General features: G+C 46.8%; 14 protein-coding genes and 4 pseudogenes. 4 read left to right on the top strand and 14 right to left on the bottom strand.

Annotated elements, in window-relative coordinates; translation table 11 throughout:
- Positions 1 to 97: 97 nt before the first annotated feature.
- From LG384_RS10660 to pspE, 3 genes are all read right to left on the bottom strand, one after another.
- Positions 98 to 1,159, bottom strand: coding sequence for a YcjF family protein (locus tag LG384_RS10660; protein ID WP_048221519.1), 1,062 nt, complete (start codon positions 1,157 to 1,159; stop codon positions 98 to 100).
- Positions 1,156 to 2,553, bottom strand: coding sequence for a YcjX family protein (locus LG384_RS10655; RefSeq protein WP_200013047.1), 1,398 nt, complete (start codon positions 2,551 to 2,553; stop codon positions 1,156 to 1,158). The genes LG384_RS10660 and LG384_RS10655 overlap by 4 nt, the downstream gene beginning before the upstream one ends.
- A gap of 146 nt (positions 2,554 to 2,699) precedes the next feature.
- The gene (gene pspE, locus LG384_RS10650) at positions 2,700 to 3,017 is read right to left on the bottom strand and encodes a thiosulfate sulfurtransferase PspE (RefSeq protein WP_048221520.1); all 318 of its coding nucleotides are present in this window, start codon (positions 3,015 to 3,017) and stop codon (positions 2,700 to 2,702) included.
- A gap of 349 nt (positions 3,018 to 3,366) precedes the next feature.
- Between pspE and uspE the strand changes: the two genes are divergently transcribed.
- Positions 3,367 to 4,317, top strand: coding sequence for a universal stress protein UspE (gene uspE, locus LG384_RS10645; protein ID WP_005126626.1), 951 nt, complete (start codon positions 3,367 to 3,369; stop codon positions 4,315 to 4,317).
- A gap of 48 nt (positions 4,318 to 4,365) precedes the next feature.
- Here the strand turns inward: uspE and LG384_RS10640 are convergent, their stop codons facing one another.
- Positions 4,366 to 4,626 carry a DUF2534 family protein gene (locus LG384_RS10640; protein ID WP_045442483.1) on the bottom strand — a complete coding sequence of 87 codons (261 nt, stop codon included), beginning with the start codon at positions 4,624 to 4,626 and terminating at the stop codon, positions 4,366 to 4,368.
- Positions 4,627 to 4,875: 249 nt separating this feature from the next.
- On the opposite strand from LG384_RS10640, the gene LG384_RS10635 reads away from it, so the two are divergent.
- Entirely contained in the window at positions 4,876 to 5,907 is a 1,032-nt protein-coding gene (locus tag LG384_RS10635) for a mechanosensitive ion channel family protein (RefSeq protein WP_045442480.1), read from the top strand.
- Positions 5,908 to 6,067: 160 nt separating this feature from the next.
- Here the strand turns inward: LG384_RS10635 and LG384_RS10630 are convergent, their stop codons facing one another.
- The gene (locus tag LG384_RS10630) at positions 6,068 to 6,451 is read right to left on the bottom strand and encodes a VOC family protein (RefSeq protein ID WP_225760877.1); all 384 of its coding nucleotides are present in this window, start codon (positions 6,449 to 6,451) and stop codon (positions 6,068 to 6,070) included.
- 122 nt (positions 6,452 to 6,573) lie between these two features.
- On the opposite strand from LG384_RS10630, the gene LG384_RS10625 reads away from it, so the two are divergent.
- Positions 6,574 to 7,344 (top strand): DeoR/GlpR family DNA-binding transcription regulator, encoded by a 771-nt coding sequence (locus LG384_RS10625; RefSeq protein ID WP_048221521.1) that lies wholly within the window; start codon positions 6,574 to 6,576, stop codon positions 7,342 to 7,344.
- 121 nt (positions 7,345 to 7,465) lie between these two features.
- On the opposite strand, the gene LG384_RS10620 is transcribed toward LG384_RS10625, so the two are convergent.
- Positions 7,466 to 7,696, bottom strand: coding sequence for a glutaredoxin domain-containing protein (locus tag LG384_RS10620; protein ID WP_200013055.1), 231 nt, complete (start codon positions 7,694 to 7,696; stop codon positions 7,466 to 7,468).
- A gap of 116 nt (positions 7,697 to 7,812) precedes the next feature.
- Here LG384_RS10620 and LG384_RS10615 point away from each other — a divergent pair, with 116 nt between their 5' ends.
- On the top strand, positions 7,813 to 8,376 hold the full coding sequence (locus tag LG384_RS10615; protein WP_200013057.1) for a MarR family winged helix-turn-helix transcriptional regulator: 564 nt from the start codon (positions 7,813 to 7,815) through the stop codon (positions 8,374 to 8,376).
- A 45-nt stretch (positions 8,377 to 8,421) separates the two neighbouring features.
- Here LG384_RS10615 and LG384_RS10610 read toward each other — a convergent pair.
- From LG384_RS10610 to mppA, 8 genes and pseudogenes are all read right to left on the bottom strand, one after another.
- Positions 8,422 to 8,705, bottom strand: a pseudogene (locus LG384_RS10610) (terminase small subunit); the annotation flags it as partial.
- A 75-nt stretch (positions 8,706 to 8,780) separates the two neighbouring features.
- Complete coding sequence (locus LG384_RS23380) at positions 8,781 to 9,029, bottom strand: HP1 family phage holin (RefSeq protein ID WP_075261778.1); 249 nt, start codon at positions 9,027 to 9,029, stop codon at positions 8,781 to 8,783.
- Positions 9,030 to 9,705: 676 nt separating this feature from the next.
- Positions 9,706 to 10,239, bottom strand: coding sequence for a hypothetical protein (locus LG384_RS10600; protein ID WP_136345581.1), 534 nt, complete (start codon positions 10,237 to 10,239; stop codon positions 9,706 to 9,708).
- Positions 10,240 to 10,498: 259 nt separating this feature from the next.
- Positions 10,499 to 10,734, bottom strand: a pseudogene (locus LG384_RS10595) (bacteriophage antitermination protein Q); the annotation flags it as partial.
- Between the two features lie 2 nt (positions 10,735 to 10,736).
- A pseudogene (locus LG384_RS23375) lies at positions 10,737 to 10,835 on the bottom strand (bacteriophage antitermination protein Q); the annotation flags it as partial.
- Positions 10,836 to 11,111: 276 nt separating this feature from the next.
- Complete coding sequence (locus tag LG384_RS23310; protein ID WP_304522404.1) at positions 11,112 to 13,340, bottom strand: autotransporter outer membrane beta-barrel domain-containing protein; 2,229 nt, start codon at positions 13,338 to 13,340, stop codon at positions 11,112 to 11,114.
- Between the two features lie 401 nt (positions 13,341 to 13,741).
- Positions 13,742 to 13,816 (bottom strand): annotated as a pseudogene (locus LG384_RS23370) (DUF4102 domain-containing protein); the annotation flags it as partial.
- Positions 13,817 to 14,041: 225 nt separating this feature from the next.
- On the bottom strand, positions 14,042 to 15,655 hold the full coding sequence (gene mppA / locus LG384_RS10580; protein ID WP_225760876.1) for a murein tripeptide ABC transporter substrate-binding protein MppA: 1,614 nt from the start codon (positions 15,653 to 15,655) through the stop codon (positions 14,042 to 14,044).
- Positions 15,656 to 15,816 lie beyond the last annotated feature (161 nt).

The raw sequence follows: 15,816 nt of genomic DNA, 5'->3' as shown, positions 1-15,816 counted from the left end.
TTCCGTTAGCAGGAAGGACTCTGTCAACAAATATTGACAGCACGCTGGAAAATTGGGCACCGAGGCGTAAAGTTATACGATCGGAGCCCTTTTAGTCTTAGCTTTCGTGGGGGGATTTGTTCTTCTGTAAGGTCTCCTTGACCTGTCCAATCAACTGACGCCGAAAATCACCAAGCCGCGGTTTGTCATCGTCTATCCATGGGAGTGGGCGGCACAGTTCCATCGCTTTAATCCCCAGACGCGCAGTTAACAATCCGGCGCCAATCCCCTGTGCAGCGCGCGTGGATAATCTGGCTGCCAGATCTTGCGACATCCAGTCCATACCGACTTCCCGCACCAGTTCACTGGCCCCGGCAAACGCAATATTCAATAACACCAGCCGGAATAAACGTAAGCGACTGTAATAACCCAGTTCAATGCCATACAGGGTCGCGATGCGGTTAATTAAACGCAGATTTCGCCAGGCGATAAATGCCATGTCCACCAGCGCCAGAGGACTGACGGCAATCATCAGCGTCGATTCAGCCGCTGAGCGGCTGATTTCGCGCCTGGCCTGCGCATCCAGCACCGGTTGCACCAGGTGGGCATACAAACTCACCACTTCCCGATCATTTTGTGTTTCGTGAATTGAAGCATACCAACGCTGCAGCGCCGGATGAGACTGATCAATCCCCGCTTGCTGTGCCAGTTTTTCACAAAATGCCCGCCCTTTCCCTGTACCATGGCTGTGCAGTAAATCCCGTGCCTCATCGCGCTCGTGGGCTCGCTGGCGCAGACGCCACAGGCGACGCCATTCGGTTGCGACAGAACCGATACCCGCACCGATAATCAGCGCCCCGGCGGCGCATCCGCCCATTGCGACCCAGTCCTGAGTCTGCCAGGCATTCATTGTCCACTGCACACCCTGAGCGACCACGCTGACACCAAACAATGCAAGCCCGCCCATAACCATTTTGCGCCACAGGCTACGTTTGGGACGTAAAGCTGCATCAATTACGGCTTCTGCCTGGCCTTCATCTTCCAACGGTACATCCAGCGTAGCCGGAGCAAACGTCTGCGCTTCCGTTTCGTTAAACATCTGCTGCGCTTTAAACGCCGGATTATTTTCCGTTTCCAGCGGACCTGAGAAATCGATACGCGGTTTTAACGGCTCGCTCATCGCAATTTATCTCCTATTAAAAACTCTAGCGCAGCATCAAGACGAATATGCGGTAAAGGCTTATCCACATCTAAAACCTGCGGGCGAAACGCTTCAAACTGAAAGCCCTGGCTATCCCAGAACGCCTGCCCTGGCAAACGCGCAGGCACTTCTCCCGGATAGACCGTCAGCGGCGCGCCATCGCTCAGGCGATTTCCACGCAGTGCCGGTATCTTCTCGCCCTTCACATCAATCAGCCCACTGGTGGTTGCCTGTACCGACGCCAGGCCCAGGCAATCCATGCTGATGCCTTCAAACGCCGCATTTTGCCACGCGTCCTGTATCAGTTGCTGAAGCAGTGACACCATATTGGCATGCTGATCGACCGTCACGTGATCTGCCTTAGTCGCGGCAAACAACAGCTTGTCGATAACCGGCGAGAACAACCGCCGAAACAGCGTACGCTGACCATAATGAAAGCTTTGCATTAGCTGAGTTAATGCCAGGCGCATATCGTTGAACGCTTGTGGTCCGCTGTTGAGCGGTTGCAGGCAATCAACCAACACGATCTGGCGATCGAAACGCAGGAAGTGATTCTTATAAAACCCCTTCACCACCTTCTCGCAATAGTAATTAAACCTGTCGCGTAGCATACCTGCGTTGGTATGTTTATCCGCTTGCGCCAGCCTGGACTCACCACAGGCATCCACATCCGGCCACGGGAAGAACTGCAGTGCCGGCGCGCCAGCCATATCACCCGGCAGGACAAAACGCCCAGGCTGAATGAAGTGCAGTCCCTGCTGCTTACACTGATGCAGATAATCCGTCCAGGCAGCCGCAATCTCCGCCAGACGATTCTCATCGGCGGGGGCTAATGGATCTAATCCCTGGCTCAACTGCCGCCACTTTGCCGACCATTCAGCCCGTTGCCCCTGTAGTAGCCCGGTCATTTGTCGTGACCAGCTCAGGTAGTCCTGGGCCAGCATCGGTAAATCAAGCAGCCACTCACCGGGGTAATCCACAATCTCCAGATACAACGTGGAGGTATCTTTAAAATGACGCAGTAAAGAGTCGTTGGACTTGTAGCGCAGCGCGAGGCGAATTTCGCTTACACCACGCGTCGGCGTAGGCCAGGTCGGCGGAGAACCATACAACTGGGCCAGCCCTTCATCATAGGTAAAGCGAGGAATGCCAAAATCGCGCTGTGGAACCCGTTTAACGCCGAGCAAGCGCTCTTCGCGCACTGCGCTGAGCAGCGGCAAACGCGCACCTGCGTGAATATTGAGTAGCTGGTTTACCATCGCGGTGATAAATGCTGTCTTACCGCTGCGGCTAAGCCCGGTGACAGCCAGACGCAGATGTCTGTCCACGCCGCGATTAACCAGCGAATTGAGTTCATTTTTAAGTCGCTTCATCGCCATCCCGTTATGCTGAAGGAGCCGTAGAAATTATAACAAACAGGAAGTAAAGATTGGGGGCAATTCTTATTTATCAACCACCTGAGAAATATCAGGCGACATCATTTATGTATGCCGCCTGTTACAGATGAAAACCGCGCGGATTATTTTTGCTCTACTTTTGGAAGGTCAATCTGCTTGATCCCCCCTTCGTTCGTCACCTGCGTATATCCCATATCAATCAGCATATCCTTCGCCTGCCCTGACTGCCGTCCTGAGTTGCAGTACAGTTTCACCGTGTCGGTCTTATCCGGAACAACGGAGGTGATTTGCGCTTTGAGATCTTTCAACGGAATGTTGATCGCTCCCTGAATATGCTCCTGCTGGTATTGGTCAGGCACGCGAACATCAATCCAATGTTCTGCGGCAAAAACCGGCATACCGATGAACAACGCTAAAGCTAGTACCCCTTTTTTCAACATATTATCATCCTGAATAGTGGCTTAATTGGAAGAAAGACTATATGCCAGATCTTAAGAAAATATTGCGATCACCCTATCATCATATAAGACACCCGAACACTTTGCTTCCGGTTCTAATCAGGAGATGGCAGTATCCGTTGAATGTACAAACGCGCAATAGGCCGCCCCTTTGCGTAGTCCTCAGGGCGCATACCTCGACAAAAGTTGTTTAAATTTAGCCGGATGTGGGCAAATAGAATATATTTTCCCAATTTATTGATCTGGCAGGAGGTTATCCCCTGTTTCAATCCACATTATTGGGTTACTCTTTTAATGACAAACTGCGGTGACAGTTGTAAGGAGACCCTGTATGGCTATGTATCAAAACATGCTGGTAGTCATCGATCCTAACCAGGACGATCAACCAGCATTACGGCGCGCTGTTTATTTGCATCAACGGATTGGTGGCAAAATTAAAGCCTTTTTGCCGATCTATGACTTTTCCTATGAGATGACCACCCTGCTGTCACCAGATGAGCGTACAGCAATGCGTCAGGGTGTCATCAGCCAGCGAACAGCATGGATACGTGAACAAGCAAAATACTATATCGAGGCAGGTATTCCTCTTGATATAAAAGTGGTCTGGCACAACCGTCCGTTTGAAGCCATCATCCAGGAAGTTATCAGTGCTAAGCATGACCTGGTCCTGAAAATGGCGCACCAACACGACCGTCTGGAAGCCGTGATTTTCACACCTACTGACTGGCATTTACTGCGTAAATGCCCAAGCCCGGTATGGATGGTTAAAGACCAACCGTGGCCGGAAGGTGGTAAAGCGCTGGTTGCAGTTAACCTGGCAAGTGAAGAGGCATATCACAACGCCCTCAACGAAAAACTCGTTAAGGAGACACTGCAACTCGCAGAGCAAGTTAACCATACCGAAGTGCATCTGGTTGGAGCCTATCCGGTCACACCTATCAACATCGCCATTGAGCTGCCTGAATTTGACCCCAGCGTCTATAACGACGCCATCCGTGGGCAGCACTTGTTGGCAATGAAAGCATTGCGCCAAAAGTTCAGTATCGACGAGAAAGTCACCCACGTTGAAAAAGGATTACCTGAAGAGGTTATCCCTGATTTAGCTGAACATTTACAGGCAGGTATCGTGGTATTAGGAACGGTTGGGCGTACCGGTATTTCAGCTGCGTTTCTCGGAAATACAGCGGAACAAGTCATCGACCATCTACGCTGTGACCTGCTGGTTATCAAACCCGATCAATATCAGACCCCGGTTGAACTGGACGACGAAGAAGACGATTAACCGCACAGAAAAATGCCGGATGGCGACGTCATCCGGCATTAAAAACACTTAGCGCTTATCTTCACCGCCAAGGAAATAGATCCCAAGCGGGATCGCCAGCAGAATAGTAAACACCATGCTGTAGACGCAAATCATTGCAGATTGAATGGCATACATTGAAGCGGTCCACTCTGAAAGCGGAATATTGTACTGCTCAATTACCCCACCGATTGTGGCTCGCGTAACCACCGATGCTGCGATGATGAACACCCCAAGCAGACACAACAGAAATTTCCTTCCCTTCGCTGTTTTCAGCTTAGCCATGACCATAGTATCGTCCTTTTCATTTGCAGATGAATACCTTGTTACTTTGCAATAACAATACCATGACATCAGCTCATTGTCTGCTACATAAGACTCGCTAAAAGGTTGCCTTCAGCATTATTCGCCTGAAAACAGCGCTGATTATCTTATTTCTCTCTCTTTATGCTTAATGATCTGACACCCTGAACTGGATAAAATATCTGGACTGGATATGTCAGATGATATTTAGCTAACACGGAGTAGCCTGGGAGAATCATGATCGCTGAACTGTTTATGAACAATGCATTTAATCTGACGGTAATTCTCAGTTGCTGTGCGGCATTAGTCCTGATGAGCGTCTGGTTTCATCGCTGCGAGAAACGCAAAAAAGGATTCATATTCCACGCGGCGCAATTTTTCGTCTATGCCATTATCATTGGAACATTCGGCAGCATCGCCAATAATGTGATTGAAAGCTACAGGCTGAAATTTATATCCCCGAGCGTTGTCGACTTCCTCTGTACCTCTTTGATTGCGCTCATTCTGACAATAAAACTCTTTCTGGTGATCAACCAGTTTGAAAAATCACAGATCAGCAAAGGCAGAGATATCACCAGTGCCCGGATCCTGTCGCGAATTATTAAGATAACTATCGTTGTCGTCATCATTCTGCTGTATGGCGAACATTTTGGAATGAGCTTATCCGGACTGCTAACCTTTGGTGGCATCGGCGGTATAGCTGTTGGTATGGCGGGGAAAGACATTCTGAGTAATTTCTTTTCCGGAATTATGCTCTATTTCGACAGACCGTTCAGTATCGGTGACTGGATCCGTTCTCCGGACAGAAATATCGAAGGTACAGTAACAGAAATTGGCTGGAGAATGACCAAAATAAACACCTTTGATCATCGTCCTCTGTATGTGCCGAACTCAATTTTCTCGTCAATTAGTGTAGAAAATCCAGGCAGAATGACTAACCGACGGATAAAAACGGTGATCGGGTTACGTTATGAAGATGCCGATAAAATAAGTACAATTGTCGAGTCAGTAAGACAGATGCTGCAAAACCATCCCGGTATAGACCAGAAGCAAACCTTGCTGGTTTATTTTAATGAGTTTGCGGATTCCTCTCTGAATATTATGGTCTATTGCTTTACAAAAACGACCGTATGGCAGGAGTGGCTCGCCGTTCAGCAGGATGTTTATTTAAAGATTATTACTATCGTCCAGGCAAACGGAGCCGATTTTGCCTTCCCAAGCCAGACGCTGTATATGGAAGATGCCACAGCACAAGCGTCTTCACACTAAAAGAATAAGACGCGAAATTTCGCGTCTTATTTACTCAGAGCAGCATGGTTCTGCCCCGAGAGCTAAAAACAGCCAAGTTATAGTGGCCTGAAATGCCGCAGATAGTGGGCAAACAGCACTTTTAACTTCCTGTCTTCGATTGTCACGGGCAGACTAAAAATCAGGCAACAATCTCGATTAAATTACCATCAGGATCGCGTATCACGGCTTCATAATATCCGTCACCAGTAGTGCGTGGGGCTGATACTAAAATCCCCTGTTCCTGGGCACGCATCGCCATTGCGTCAACACCCTCAACACTGCCGACGGAGATGGCCAGATGAACCCATCCAACCGTGTTGTTGTCGGGCGAACAGGATGTAAGTCCAGTCTTGGTCATCAACTCAATCGCAATGCCATCACCAATATTGACGAAATAGGACTCAAACCCCGGATTCGTTTTACTGCAGTATTTTTCGTTAATCTCTCCACCAAAAAAAGTGCCCCAGAAATGAGCTTGTCGCTCGAGATCCTGTGTCCACAATGCCATATGGGCAACCTTCATCGCGAACCTCCACTGGTTTTATTCATAATTATACATTCCGTACTAACGGGACATTGACAACGCTAATCATAATGCACGATCATGCTTAGTATTGCTCGATTTTTATTTATTCAGGAGTTTTTATGCTCGATTACGATGCATTCCCACAACAGCGACAGGCACTAATTCATCAGATCCTTCAGGAAAACGGTAGAGTGGTCTGCTCCGAACTCGCCGGACGATTAGGCGTTTCAGAACACACAATTCGCCGTGATTTACATGAACTTAGTAAAGAAGGTGTATGCAAGAAGGTATATGGCGGAGCCATTATTTCATTGCCGGAATCAGCGGAGATCGCCGTTCGTAAGAACATCAATGCGGAGAAAAAGAGCAACATCGCGCAAAGATGTGCCCGGCTGGTTAAATCCGGGAGCTGCATTTTCATCGATACGGGTAGCACTAACCTGGCGATGGCTGAAGCCCTGCCCGCCGAGCTTGCACTAACAGTAGTGACTAATGCGCCAGAAATTGCCGCCGTTCTGCTAAAGAAACCACTGTTTGAGGTCATTACTCTGGGTGGCCAGGTACAGAGATCGTCAGGTGGTTGTGTTGGAGCCACGGCGATATCTCAGTTGCAGGGCATTTTATTTGATCAGGGATTTATTGGCGGATGCGCAATGGCGCCCGAGTCAGGATTGACGGGGTTTGATTACGCAGATTGTGAGTTTAAAAAAGCGGTGATTAAACAGTGCAATGAAACTATCGTCGCACTGACGGCAGATAAAATCCCGGCAGTAGCCCGGTATGTTGTTACCGAAAGCAGCAACATTGATGTCATTGTTGTAGAGGAAAATATCAGCAAAGAGTACGCAACCGCCTTTCAGGCGCATGACATCCGGATTTATACGGTATAACGTCTGTACCTAAAAATTATCTCATATAATCAAATAAATATAACGATGATAAACGTAGCCCCCTCCTCCGTTTGAACGCTTGTTCGGGAAATAGCCGGAGCGACCTCCCGAACGCCAGACGTTATTTCAGTGCTTCAATTGGCGCACCAAAGTTGATGTGTAGCACATTGCCGTCGATCACCAATGCCGGAACAGACTTCACACCAGCCCGTTCAGCCTCAGCGACTCGATCAGGTTGTTCACCCAGGTGAATAATATCGACTTTCACATTTGGGGACAGATGCTGAAGCAGAGCCTCTTCCGCGGAAACGCAAACCGGGCAACCGGCATGATAATAGGTAGCCTTTGTCATGATATATCTCCTTTTGAATTATAGTATCGATTCGATACTATAATTCATACTACGCTGCTTTAATGCTTTGTCAATTTAGTTTTTAATCGATACTATATGTCAAGGAGGATTTCGTTATGCACGACATGTCACTTTTCGACGTACTGGACAGGCTTTCCAGCCTGACGCGGATGTGGTTTCGCCAGCATCCTTTACTGGCGGATATTCAACCGGTACAGCTCAGCGCGTTGATGTATCTCGCTCGCTGTAACCGCTATTCCAATACGCCGCTAGGCGTGACGGACTATCTTGGACTCACCAAAGGAACCGTTTCACAATCGCTAAAGTTGTTGGAAACAAAAGGACTGATTGTGCGAACCCAGGACGTTCGGGATAAACGCAGCGTCCATTTACAGGTCTCTGAGTCAGCGAAAACCTTACTCGATGCCCTACTTCCCCCCTCATTTTTGGTGGCGGGAGAGTCTGCGATGGGGAAACGTTCTGACTTGTTAAAAGAGTTGTTGTTCGAACTTTTGCGTGAAATCCAGAGAACCAACAATGTTCCTGGCTTCGGTCTTTGCCACAGCTGTCAGTTCCATCTAAAAAGTAATGGCCAGAGATTTTGCAATCTCACGAAAGAACCGCTGAGTGAGGATGATTCAAAACTGATTTGTCGGGAACATCAGCCCCCGGAAGAGTAATAACAGCAGAGGCTGGCACGCGTTTACGCACCAGCCTTTATATCAGTTCTGGATAGTCGTGCTGATATCCAGTCCAGTGAGTGTCGTCCGCCACGACCTGGGCCAAAGGCTAATCGCCTTTAGGCTGCCATCGTCATTGAGGATGTCCAGCACGTCCATCTGGTCGATTTCAACCAAGCGCCGGAGCACATAATCGGCATCAATGCCCACATCTTCGTTGCGCCTGGCTTTAAGTTCGGCAATCCTGTTTTGAATGACAGCTTTTGACAGCAATTTTGTAGCAGTACCGTAGCAGTTTTAGCGCTGTACCCCACACGAATCGCTGCCTGACACGCGCTGCTTGAGCTTGAGCATCTTTAACAACCTCATCTCGGGAATTGTTCGCCCCTGTTCAATCATACGGGCTACGGTCTTTGCATTCGCTTCCTGTGAAAATACCAGTTCACTGAACAGGTAATAACGGTGCATGCGATAACGACAATAATTGCCCGGTCACTCAGGCTTAATCCTGCAATTCTGTCGGCCAACATCCTGGGCAACTCTTTTGCTGTTTTAGGTGTTTCGGCATATGCCTTCGCTGATACACCGCAGCCGGTCAGCGTGGTGCCTGTTCCATATGAAAGTCTGCTGTAAATGGTGCTCATTCTGGTCATAGCCTCACCTCCGATTTTTCGGATGGCGCTGTGGGTGATTAAAGGGTCAGGCTTCACGGGATGGATTTATCAACAAAGCACGTAGCGGATGATTCCCATGAACCCTTAAATGAAAAAGGCCGCCAGATGGCAGCCTTAACTCGGTGAAAAGTGCTAATTAATATCGCTTAATTGTGTTAACCGGTGTTCTTTCTGACCAGTCAGGTCGTGCGCCAGTCATAATTGCCCTCTGCTGTGAAGGTGTAATTGACTGGGTAATTTCAGGCATCGACCTGTAGACAGGTTTAGCAGGTGATTTGATGACAACATCAGAACTACAGCCAAAGAGGAGAAAAACTGCAAACACACATAATTTAAAATCAATCACTTACAACCCTTCCGGTGGGATAAAACAGTAGAAAATAGTACAACAGTGTAAACGTCACTGTGATTCTGCATTCGTCTTCAGAGTAACGGTCAAAAGATTTTATAAAAATGTTTTACAAAATGATACCAACCATAATTTATTGGTTATAGCTGTGGAAATGATACTTTCATAGACACATTTACGATGGGATAAAAGAGTTCTATCTTCACGGACTGGATTTATCAACAAAGCACGCAGTGGTTGATTCCCGTGAGCCTGAAATGAAAAAGGACGCCATATGGCGACCTCTAAACTTTGAATAGGATTTTCTCAATGAACGGCTTCGTGATAAATAATCTGCCCGCCCATACCTGAAATCAGCTTATCTACTCGAATATAATCCGTATAGAAAAAAGATGGGGCATCATCCCAGTGACAGAGTGCGATTTCACGCTTCAGATATGTGTCATAGTAGATAACACGAGCCTTACATGGCCTGGTTTTTCCTCCAGATTGTGTGGGATATCTCATCTTGAATCGGTAATTGTCACTCACATGCTTATTAGCTGATGAGATCATTATTAACTCTGGAACATTCCAAAAAGTAAATGTCAGGCACATCATAACAGTAAGGCAAACGCCGAAAAGCCTCTTAACCATACCTGCTGCGACCTTATTACTTAGGTACACACGCCAAGCAATGAACATTCCTATCAGGAAGGAAGTCCCAACAATAACTGACTTATAAAGCACCCCATCAAAAAGGTATGTGTCGTGAGTTGTTTTGTCTGCCCATGCACACCAAATAACCCAAATGACTGCGAAGCAGAATGAAATCAACTCTACCTTTGTTGGCAACCTCATTATCATTAATCCATTTCTCATCTTCCTTGAAGTGAAATATATCAAATTGATAACTACCTTTGATACCTCGAAGTGGGCTTAGACTTGGCGCGCCTGGCAGGGATCTAACCAGCGAGCATTCAATTATGACTTGAGTGCTTTACAGCTTACCTACAGGCAAATAAAAAACCCAAGGCGTTAACCTCGGGCTCGAAAACTAATTTACTGCCAGTACATACAACAATGGCACAATATCAGATTCACACGAAATGCATGCTATTTAATTGACTTTTGTAATACCCTGCTGCGAAAAAGACGTCTTTTGTTGTGATCGGGTTCTCACCGTACAAAGCAGGGATTCGCTATCGAGCCCTTTGAAGATGCTGCACAAAACTCGCAGTAGTCCGCATAGTAGTGGCTCCAGTTGTCCGGTTTGACACCACGCATAGCGGCTAAGTCCTGTTGCTGAAAAACATCACGACCAGCCAGTTCCGCTTTCACATCCTGCGCCGCCAACCCTCAAGCCAGGTCATCAACTGACCTTTCGTCGCACCTCTTAAATCGGCGGTGGCAACCATCAGTTGCTGGCTCACGTATTCGAGAAATTGAGTGTTCATACAGCACAACTGTGCTCAGAGATGATCAATGTCTTAAGAGCACAAATTGTCAATTTCCTGTCAGGCGTAAAAAAGAAAAACCCGCCATAGCGGGTTCTCAGGTTTTAAGATTTTTATTGCTCAAGTTATGGGCAGTTAATCAGCTTAGGCGCGGTAAATTACATTTATCCTCAACACCACTGTTTCGGAAATAACTTCGTCCACAACATACTGGACAAGGTCCGTAGGAGATTTCTTCAGATAAAAACCGGGGATAATCCCCCGGTTAGCGCGGCATTAAAAGTTATACTTAATACCCACCATGGCATTGGTGTCACTGTATCCTTTATCCCCCATCTGGGCGCCGACATTGCCCCACAGATTGACCCGAGGGTTAATCTGTCCTTCAACACCCACTTTGACTTCGCCAATGTTGCGGGCGCCAGCCTGGCTGATGTGGACATTATCCATGTTCACGTTATAACTGCGCGTATTATGCAACCAGTTGGCTTCAATGAACGGTTCGAAAGTACGGTCTTTGTTGTCATCCATTGCATGATGGCTCTTCAGGTACGTACGAAGGCCCAGACGGGTTTGTACGTTACCGTCGCCACCGCTGCTAACGCGGGTTCCATTGGCTTCACGATGGTTGTCTGCTTTCACGCCCATCCAGGTGGCCTGGGCTTGTGGCTGGATAAACCATTCATTAAGCGTCCCTTTTCTGCCAGCAAACTCGCCCAGTTTCTGGGTGTAACCCGTCTCCAGCGAAGCCGTAAAGCCTTTAGACTTGTAGGATTCGCTGGCCAGTTGCTGCCCGTTAACATGGTTGTTGAACCAGCTGTACTGGAGCCAGCTGTCCACATACAGCCCTGCTTTATCCGTATCGCTGGCGAACCAGGTGCCGTAAGCGCCAACGCTGTAACCGTTTATGGAACCTTTTGAATCATAACCCGTGACGGAAGAGCGGGTAGAACTGTGGTTATTACCGTAACCCGCCATCAGACCCAGGTGGCCTCTGTTCAGACCATCGGTTGACCACTGCGCAACATCGCCACCCAACTGTGCGACATAACTGTTGCTTTGTGTTTTCAACTGACCACTGCCATCACGCCAGTTATTATGACTACCGACCTGGCGTAGCCACAGACTGGTAACTTTCTTCTCACCGGTCAGAGCATCAACGTACTGCGTTTCCCCCAGACGGTCGTGCAGACGGGTGTTGAATAACGTGTTCGCAGCCGCAATGTTTGCAAGATAGCTACCTGCTTCAGGGCGGTTAACATGTGTTTCATCAGAGGGGTCAACCGGCGGTGTTACAGGATCAACGGGAGGGTCGACAGGGTCCACCGGCGGCTCTACGGGATCAACCGGTGGGATAGTGCTGACTAAATACCAGTCATTACCGTTTTTTATTAAATTATAGTCATAGGCTCCTGCAACAATACGTCCATATTGCGTGAAAACACCATTTGAGTTTCCTTTGACCGTTATTATTTCAATTCCATTTAGTGTCTGGGAGCCGGTACCACCAAGGTTGTTAACAATAACATTAGTATCCCCCTCACTATCACCATTAATCACCAGTTTATCGGTAAGCGAGCTATCATCAGATAGTTTTGAGTTAAAAATGATTACGCCGCCATCACCTTTGTAATTATTGTTAATGGTTAGTATTGTACCGACAGTACTTGCGTTTGAAAGATTAACTACGCCGGAATTTATCAAGGAGTTTAAATCTGAGTCCCCGAAGACTTTCCACTCTGAAGACGAATCAATGTTAAGGCTGTTAACATTATTCATTGAACCATAAATATATGATTTATTGAACAATAAAACATCAATCGCTGCATTTCCTGCTGCGGTTATATTACCTGTAGCTACGCTTCCATTAAAGTCCATATCAACAACAGAATTATCACTGGTAGTGAGTAATATATCATTACCGCTGTCAACTTTAGAATTATATACATGTATATGTGCAATAGCGTCAGCACCTACCGCTATTGCGGGGCCATTTTCGGTCGCGATAGATGAATTGTTTAGTGTAACCTCATTATCGGCATAGATACCATCATAACCCTTAGTCAGATAGAGGCCGATAGTGTTATTTTTAGTATTAATGGAACTACCATTTTCAAGTTGAACAATTCCACCTTTTGTGACAATACCATAATTGCCAGAAGAGATGATTTTAGAGTTATCAAATTGGGTATAACCACCAACAAGATAAGCCCCATTTCCTTGGGAAGTTATAGTGCTGTTTTTAACTATTGTTTTGGTATCACCGGTGCTCTCTGTAGGGGAAGCATTCACTAATATCCCATGGGCCTGCGAACCATTTCCTGTAACTTCAACATTAATGGTTGTATTATCAATTAAATACAAACCGGCACCACCGGGATTAAAGACTCCCCATGTATCCTTGACAGATATATTATCATTAATAATCATTTGGGCTTGTGTGGTTGCAGGGCCAAATACAGCACTAGAAACAACCAGGGCAATTAACTTTTTTTTGCTGTTCAATTTTTCCTCACTTCACCATTACTATTGATAAACACTATTCCAATGGGATTAAACACATCACAATTACATGAAACATATTGGAAACAAATTTAATTATTATTCAACCCGGCCATTACTGTAGGGCAACCACATGAAATTATTGAGAATATTTTAACATGCAGTTAGCATGAAATTTGTATGATGAAATTAAGGTGATTCCGAAAAATATATAGCTAGTCAGCCTCAGTGCCGCTGCCCTGATTCCACTATTGCACAGATTATCTCGAGCTTCGCCCAGCCATTGCGGCAATATTCGCGTAGTACAACTCTATTGCTCCAATAAATAGTCCGCGGCAGGGTTTGATGAATAAAATCAGCCCTGGAATACAACCCATTTAACGCAACAAGCACGTCAAATGCCTGAGGCCATCACGGTCTGATTGCTTATACATTTTTTCTTTAGGTTTCAGGTTGTTGAGCTTTGTATCGGTAAGCATTGACGGTATCCAGTATCAATAAATACCGTCATGGGTGATAGGTTATGACGGTAAAAACTGGGTTTTACCGTAACGGTAATTCGTTTAATACGTCATTTATACCGTCAAAAAAATGAGGTTTCCTGATGCGGTTAACAAAGGTTCACGAGAGGTGCTGGCGCTGTAATCCGCGCCAGCTCTGGTTTTAGATGAGGTTAACGAAGGCTATCAGGAGCATGTATTCAACTAGTGCTTCACAATATACATTGTACGGCTATAGGCCACATCTTCAGGGTTGGTAATGGGATACCCTTTCAGCCATGGTTTAATTAAACGCCCGTTGGTGTACTGATAAATAGGCGCAATGGGAGCCTGTTCCATCAGGATTTTTTCTGCGGCGTTATAATCCGCATTACGTGCTTTTTCCGTGTTTTCCATCGTGGCCTGGGTCAACACTTTATCGTATGCAGGATTATTAAACCGGGAAATATTCCCGGAATGAGTCGATGTTAATAACGACAGGAACGTTGATGGTTCATTGTAATCACCTACCCAGGAGGCGCGGATCACATCGAAATTACCGGTATTACGGCTGTCGATATAGGTTTTCCATTCCTGGTTTTGCAACTTCACATCAACACCGAGATTTTTCTTCCACATAGAAGCAACGGCGATGGCAATCTTCTGATGGTTTTCCGAAGTATTGTACAGCAGCGTCAGTTTAAGCGGTTTCTGCGGCCCATAGCCCGCTGCACGTAACAACGTTTTCGCCTGAGCATTCAGCTCTTCCTGACTCATTTGCTCAAATGGAGAAGGCTCAGGTACAAAGCCTGCAGTAACATCCGGCGTGAAATGCCAGGCTGGTTTTTCCCCGGTACCTAAGACTTTTTCCGCCATCAGACGGCGATCGATAGTCATACTGAGCGCCAGGCGCACTCGCGAATCTGCCGTCGGCCCTTTCTGCGTATTAAACGCATAATAATAAGTACCGAGCTGAGGTGGGGTGTAAACCTGCCCCGGAATATCCTTCAACAGTTTCTGATACATATTTTTCGGAAAGGATTCCGTAATATCAATATCACCGGCGAGATAACGCTTTGTTGCCGCAGATTCCTGATTAATTGGCAGGAACGTCACTTTTTGCAATACGGTTTTGGCGTTGTCCCAATAGTGTGTATTCGGCACAACCACTAGTTTTTCGTTAACGACACGATTCTGCAATACATAGGCCCCGTTGCCGATCAAATTACCCGGTTTTGTCCACTCTTTACCGCTTTCAACATTGGTTTTTTGTACCGGGTAAAACGCAAAGTTCGCCGTCAGATTGGCAAACCAGGGCAGTGGTTTATCCAGTTGAACTTTTAATGTCCTGGCATCTACCGCGCTAACTCCCAGTTTATCGGGTGTGGCTTTGCCGTCGATAATCGCCTGTGCGTTATTGATACCAGCCAAAGCTGCAAACCATGCAAACGGGGAAAGTGTTTTTGGATCAACCAGTCGCTGCCAGCTATAGACAAAATCCTGTGCCGTTACCGGCGTACCATCGGCCCATTTCGCGTTATCGCGTAGCGTAAATGTCCAGATGCGGTTATCGTTACTCTTCCACTGCGTGGCTACACCGGGAATGATTTCCCCTTTATCATTCTGGTTGACCAACCCTTCAAATAAATCGCGGATAACCTGAATTTCAGGCAGTCCTACAGCTTTCGCCGGATCCAGCGACGCAGGCTCATCCTTTATATGACGCACCAGTTCTTGTTTTTCTGCCAGTACCGTTCCGCTGGGAACATCCGCAGCATGCGATAAAGAAATGCTGCTAACCAACAGCGCACAACAGGTTACTGAAACAGAATGCCTCATAAAATACCCTCAGATCCGGCCATTAAGTGAATGTGTAATTATTTGTATCGCCAGCAGGAAATGCAATTAACTTCCGACAAGAAAGTGATATTACACCTGAAAAGATAAGTGTGTGAAAACGATTTGATTATCCAGACATTTTGCACAACACTGCGAGTAAC

Origin of the sequence: Citrobacter sp. Marseille-Q3906, from assembly GCF_916618775.1 — a bacterium.
Taxonomy (GTDB): Bacteria; Pseudomonadota; Gammaproteobacteria; order Enterobacterales; family Enterobacteriaceae; genus Citrobacter; species Citrobacter murliniae.
The sequence above is the reverse complement of the archived record's forward strand: the minus strand, read 5'-3'. Positions and strand labels throughout refer to the sequence as shown.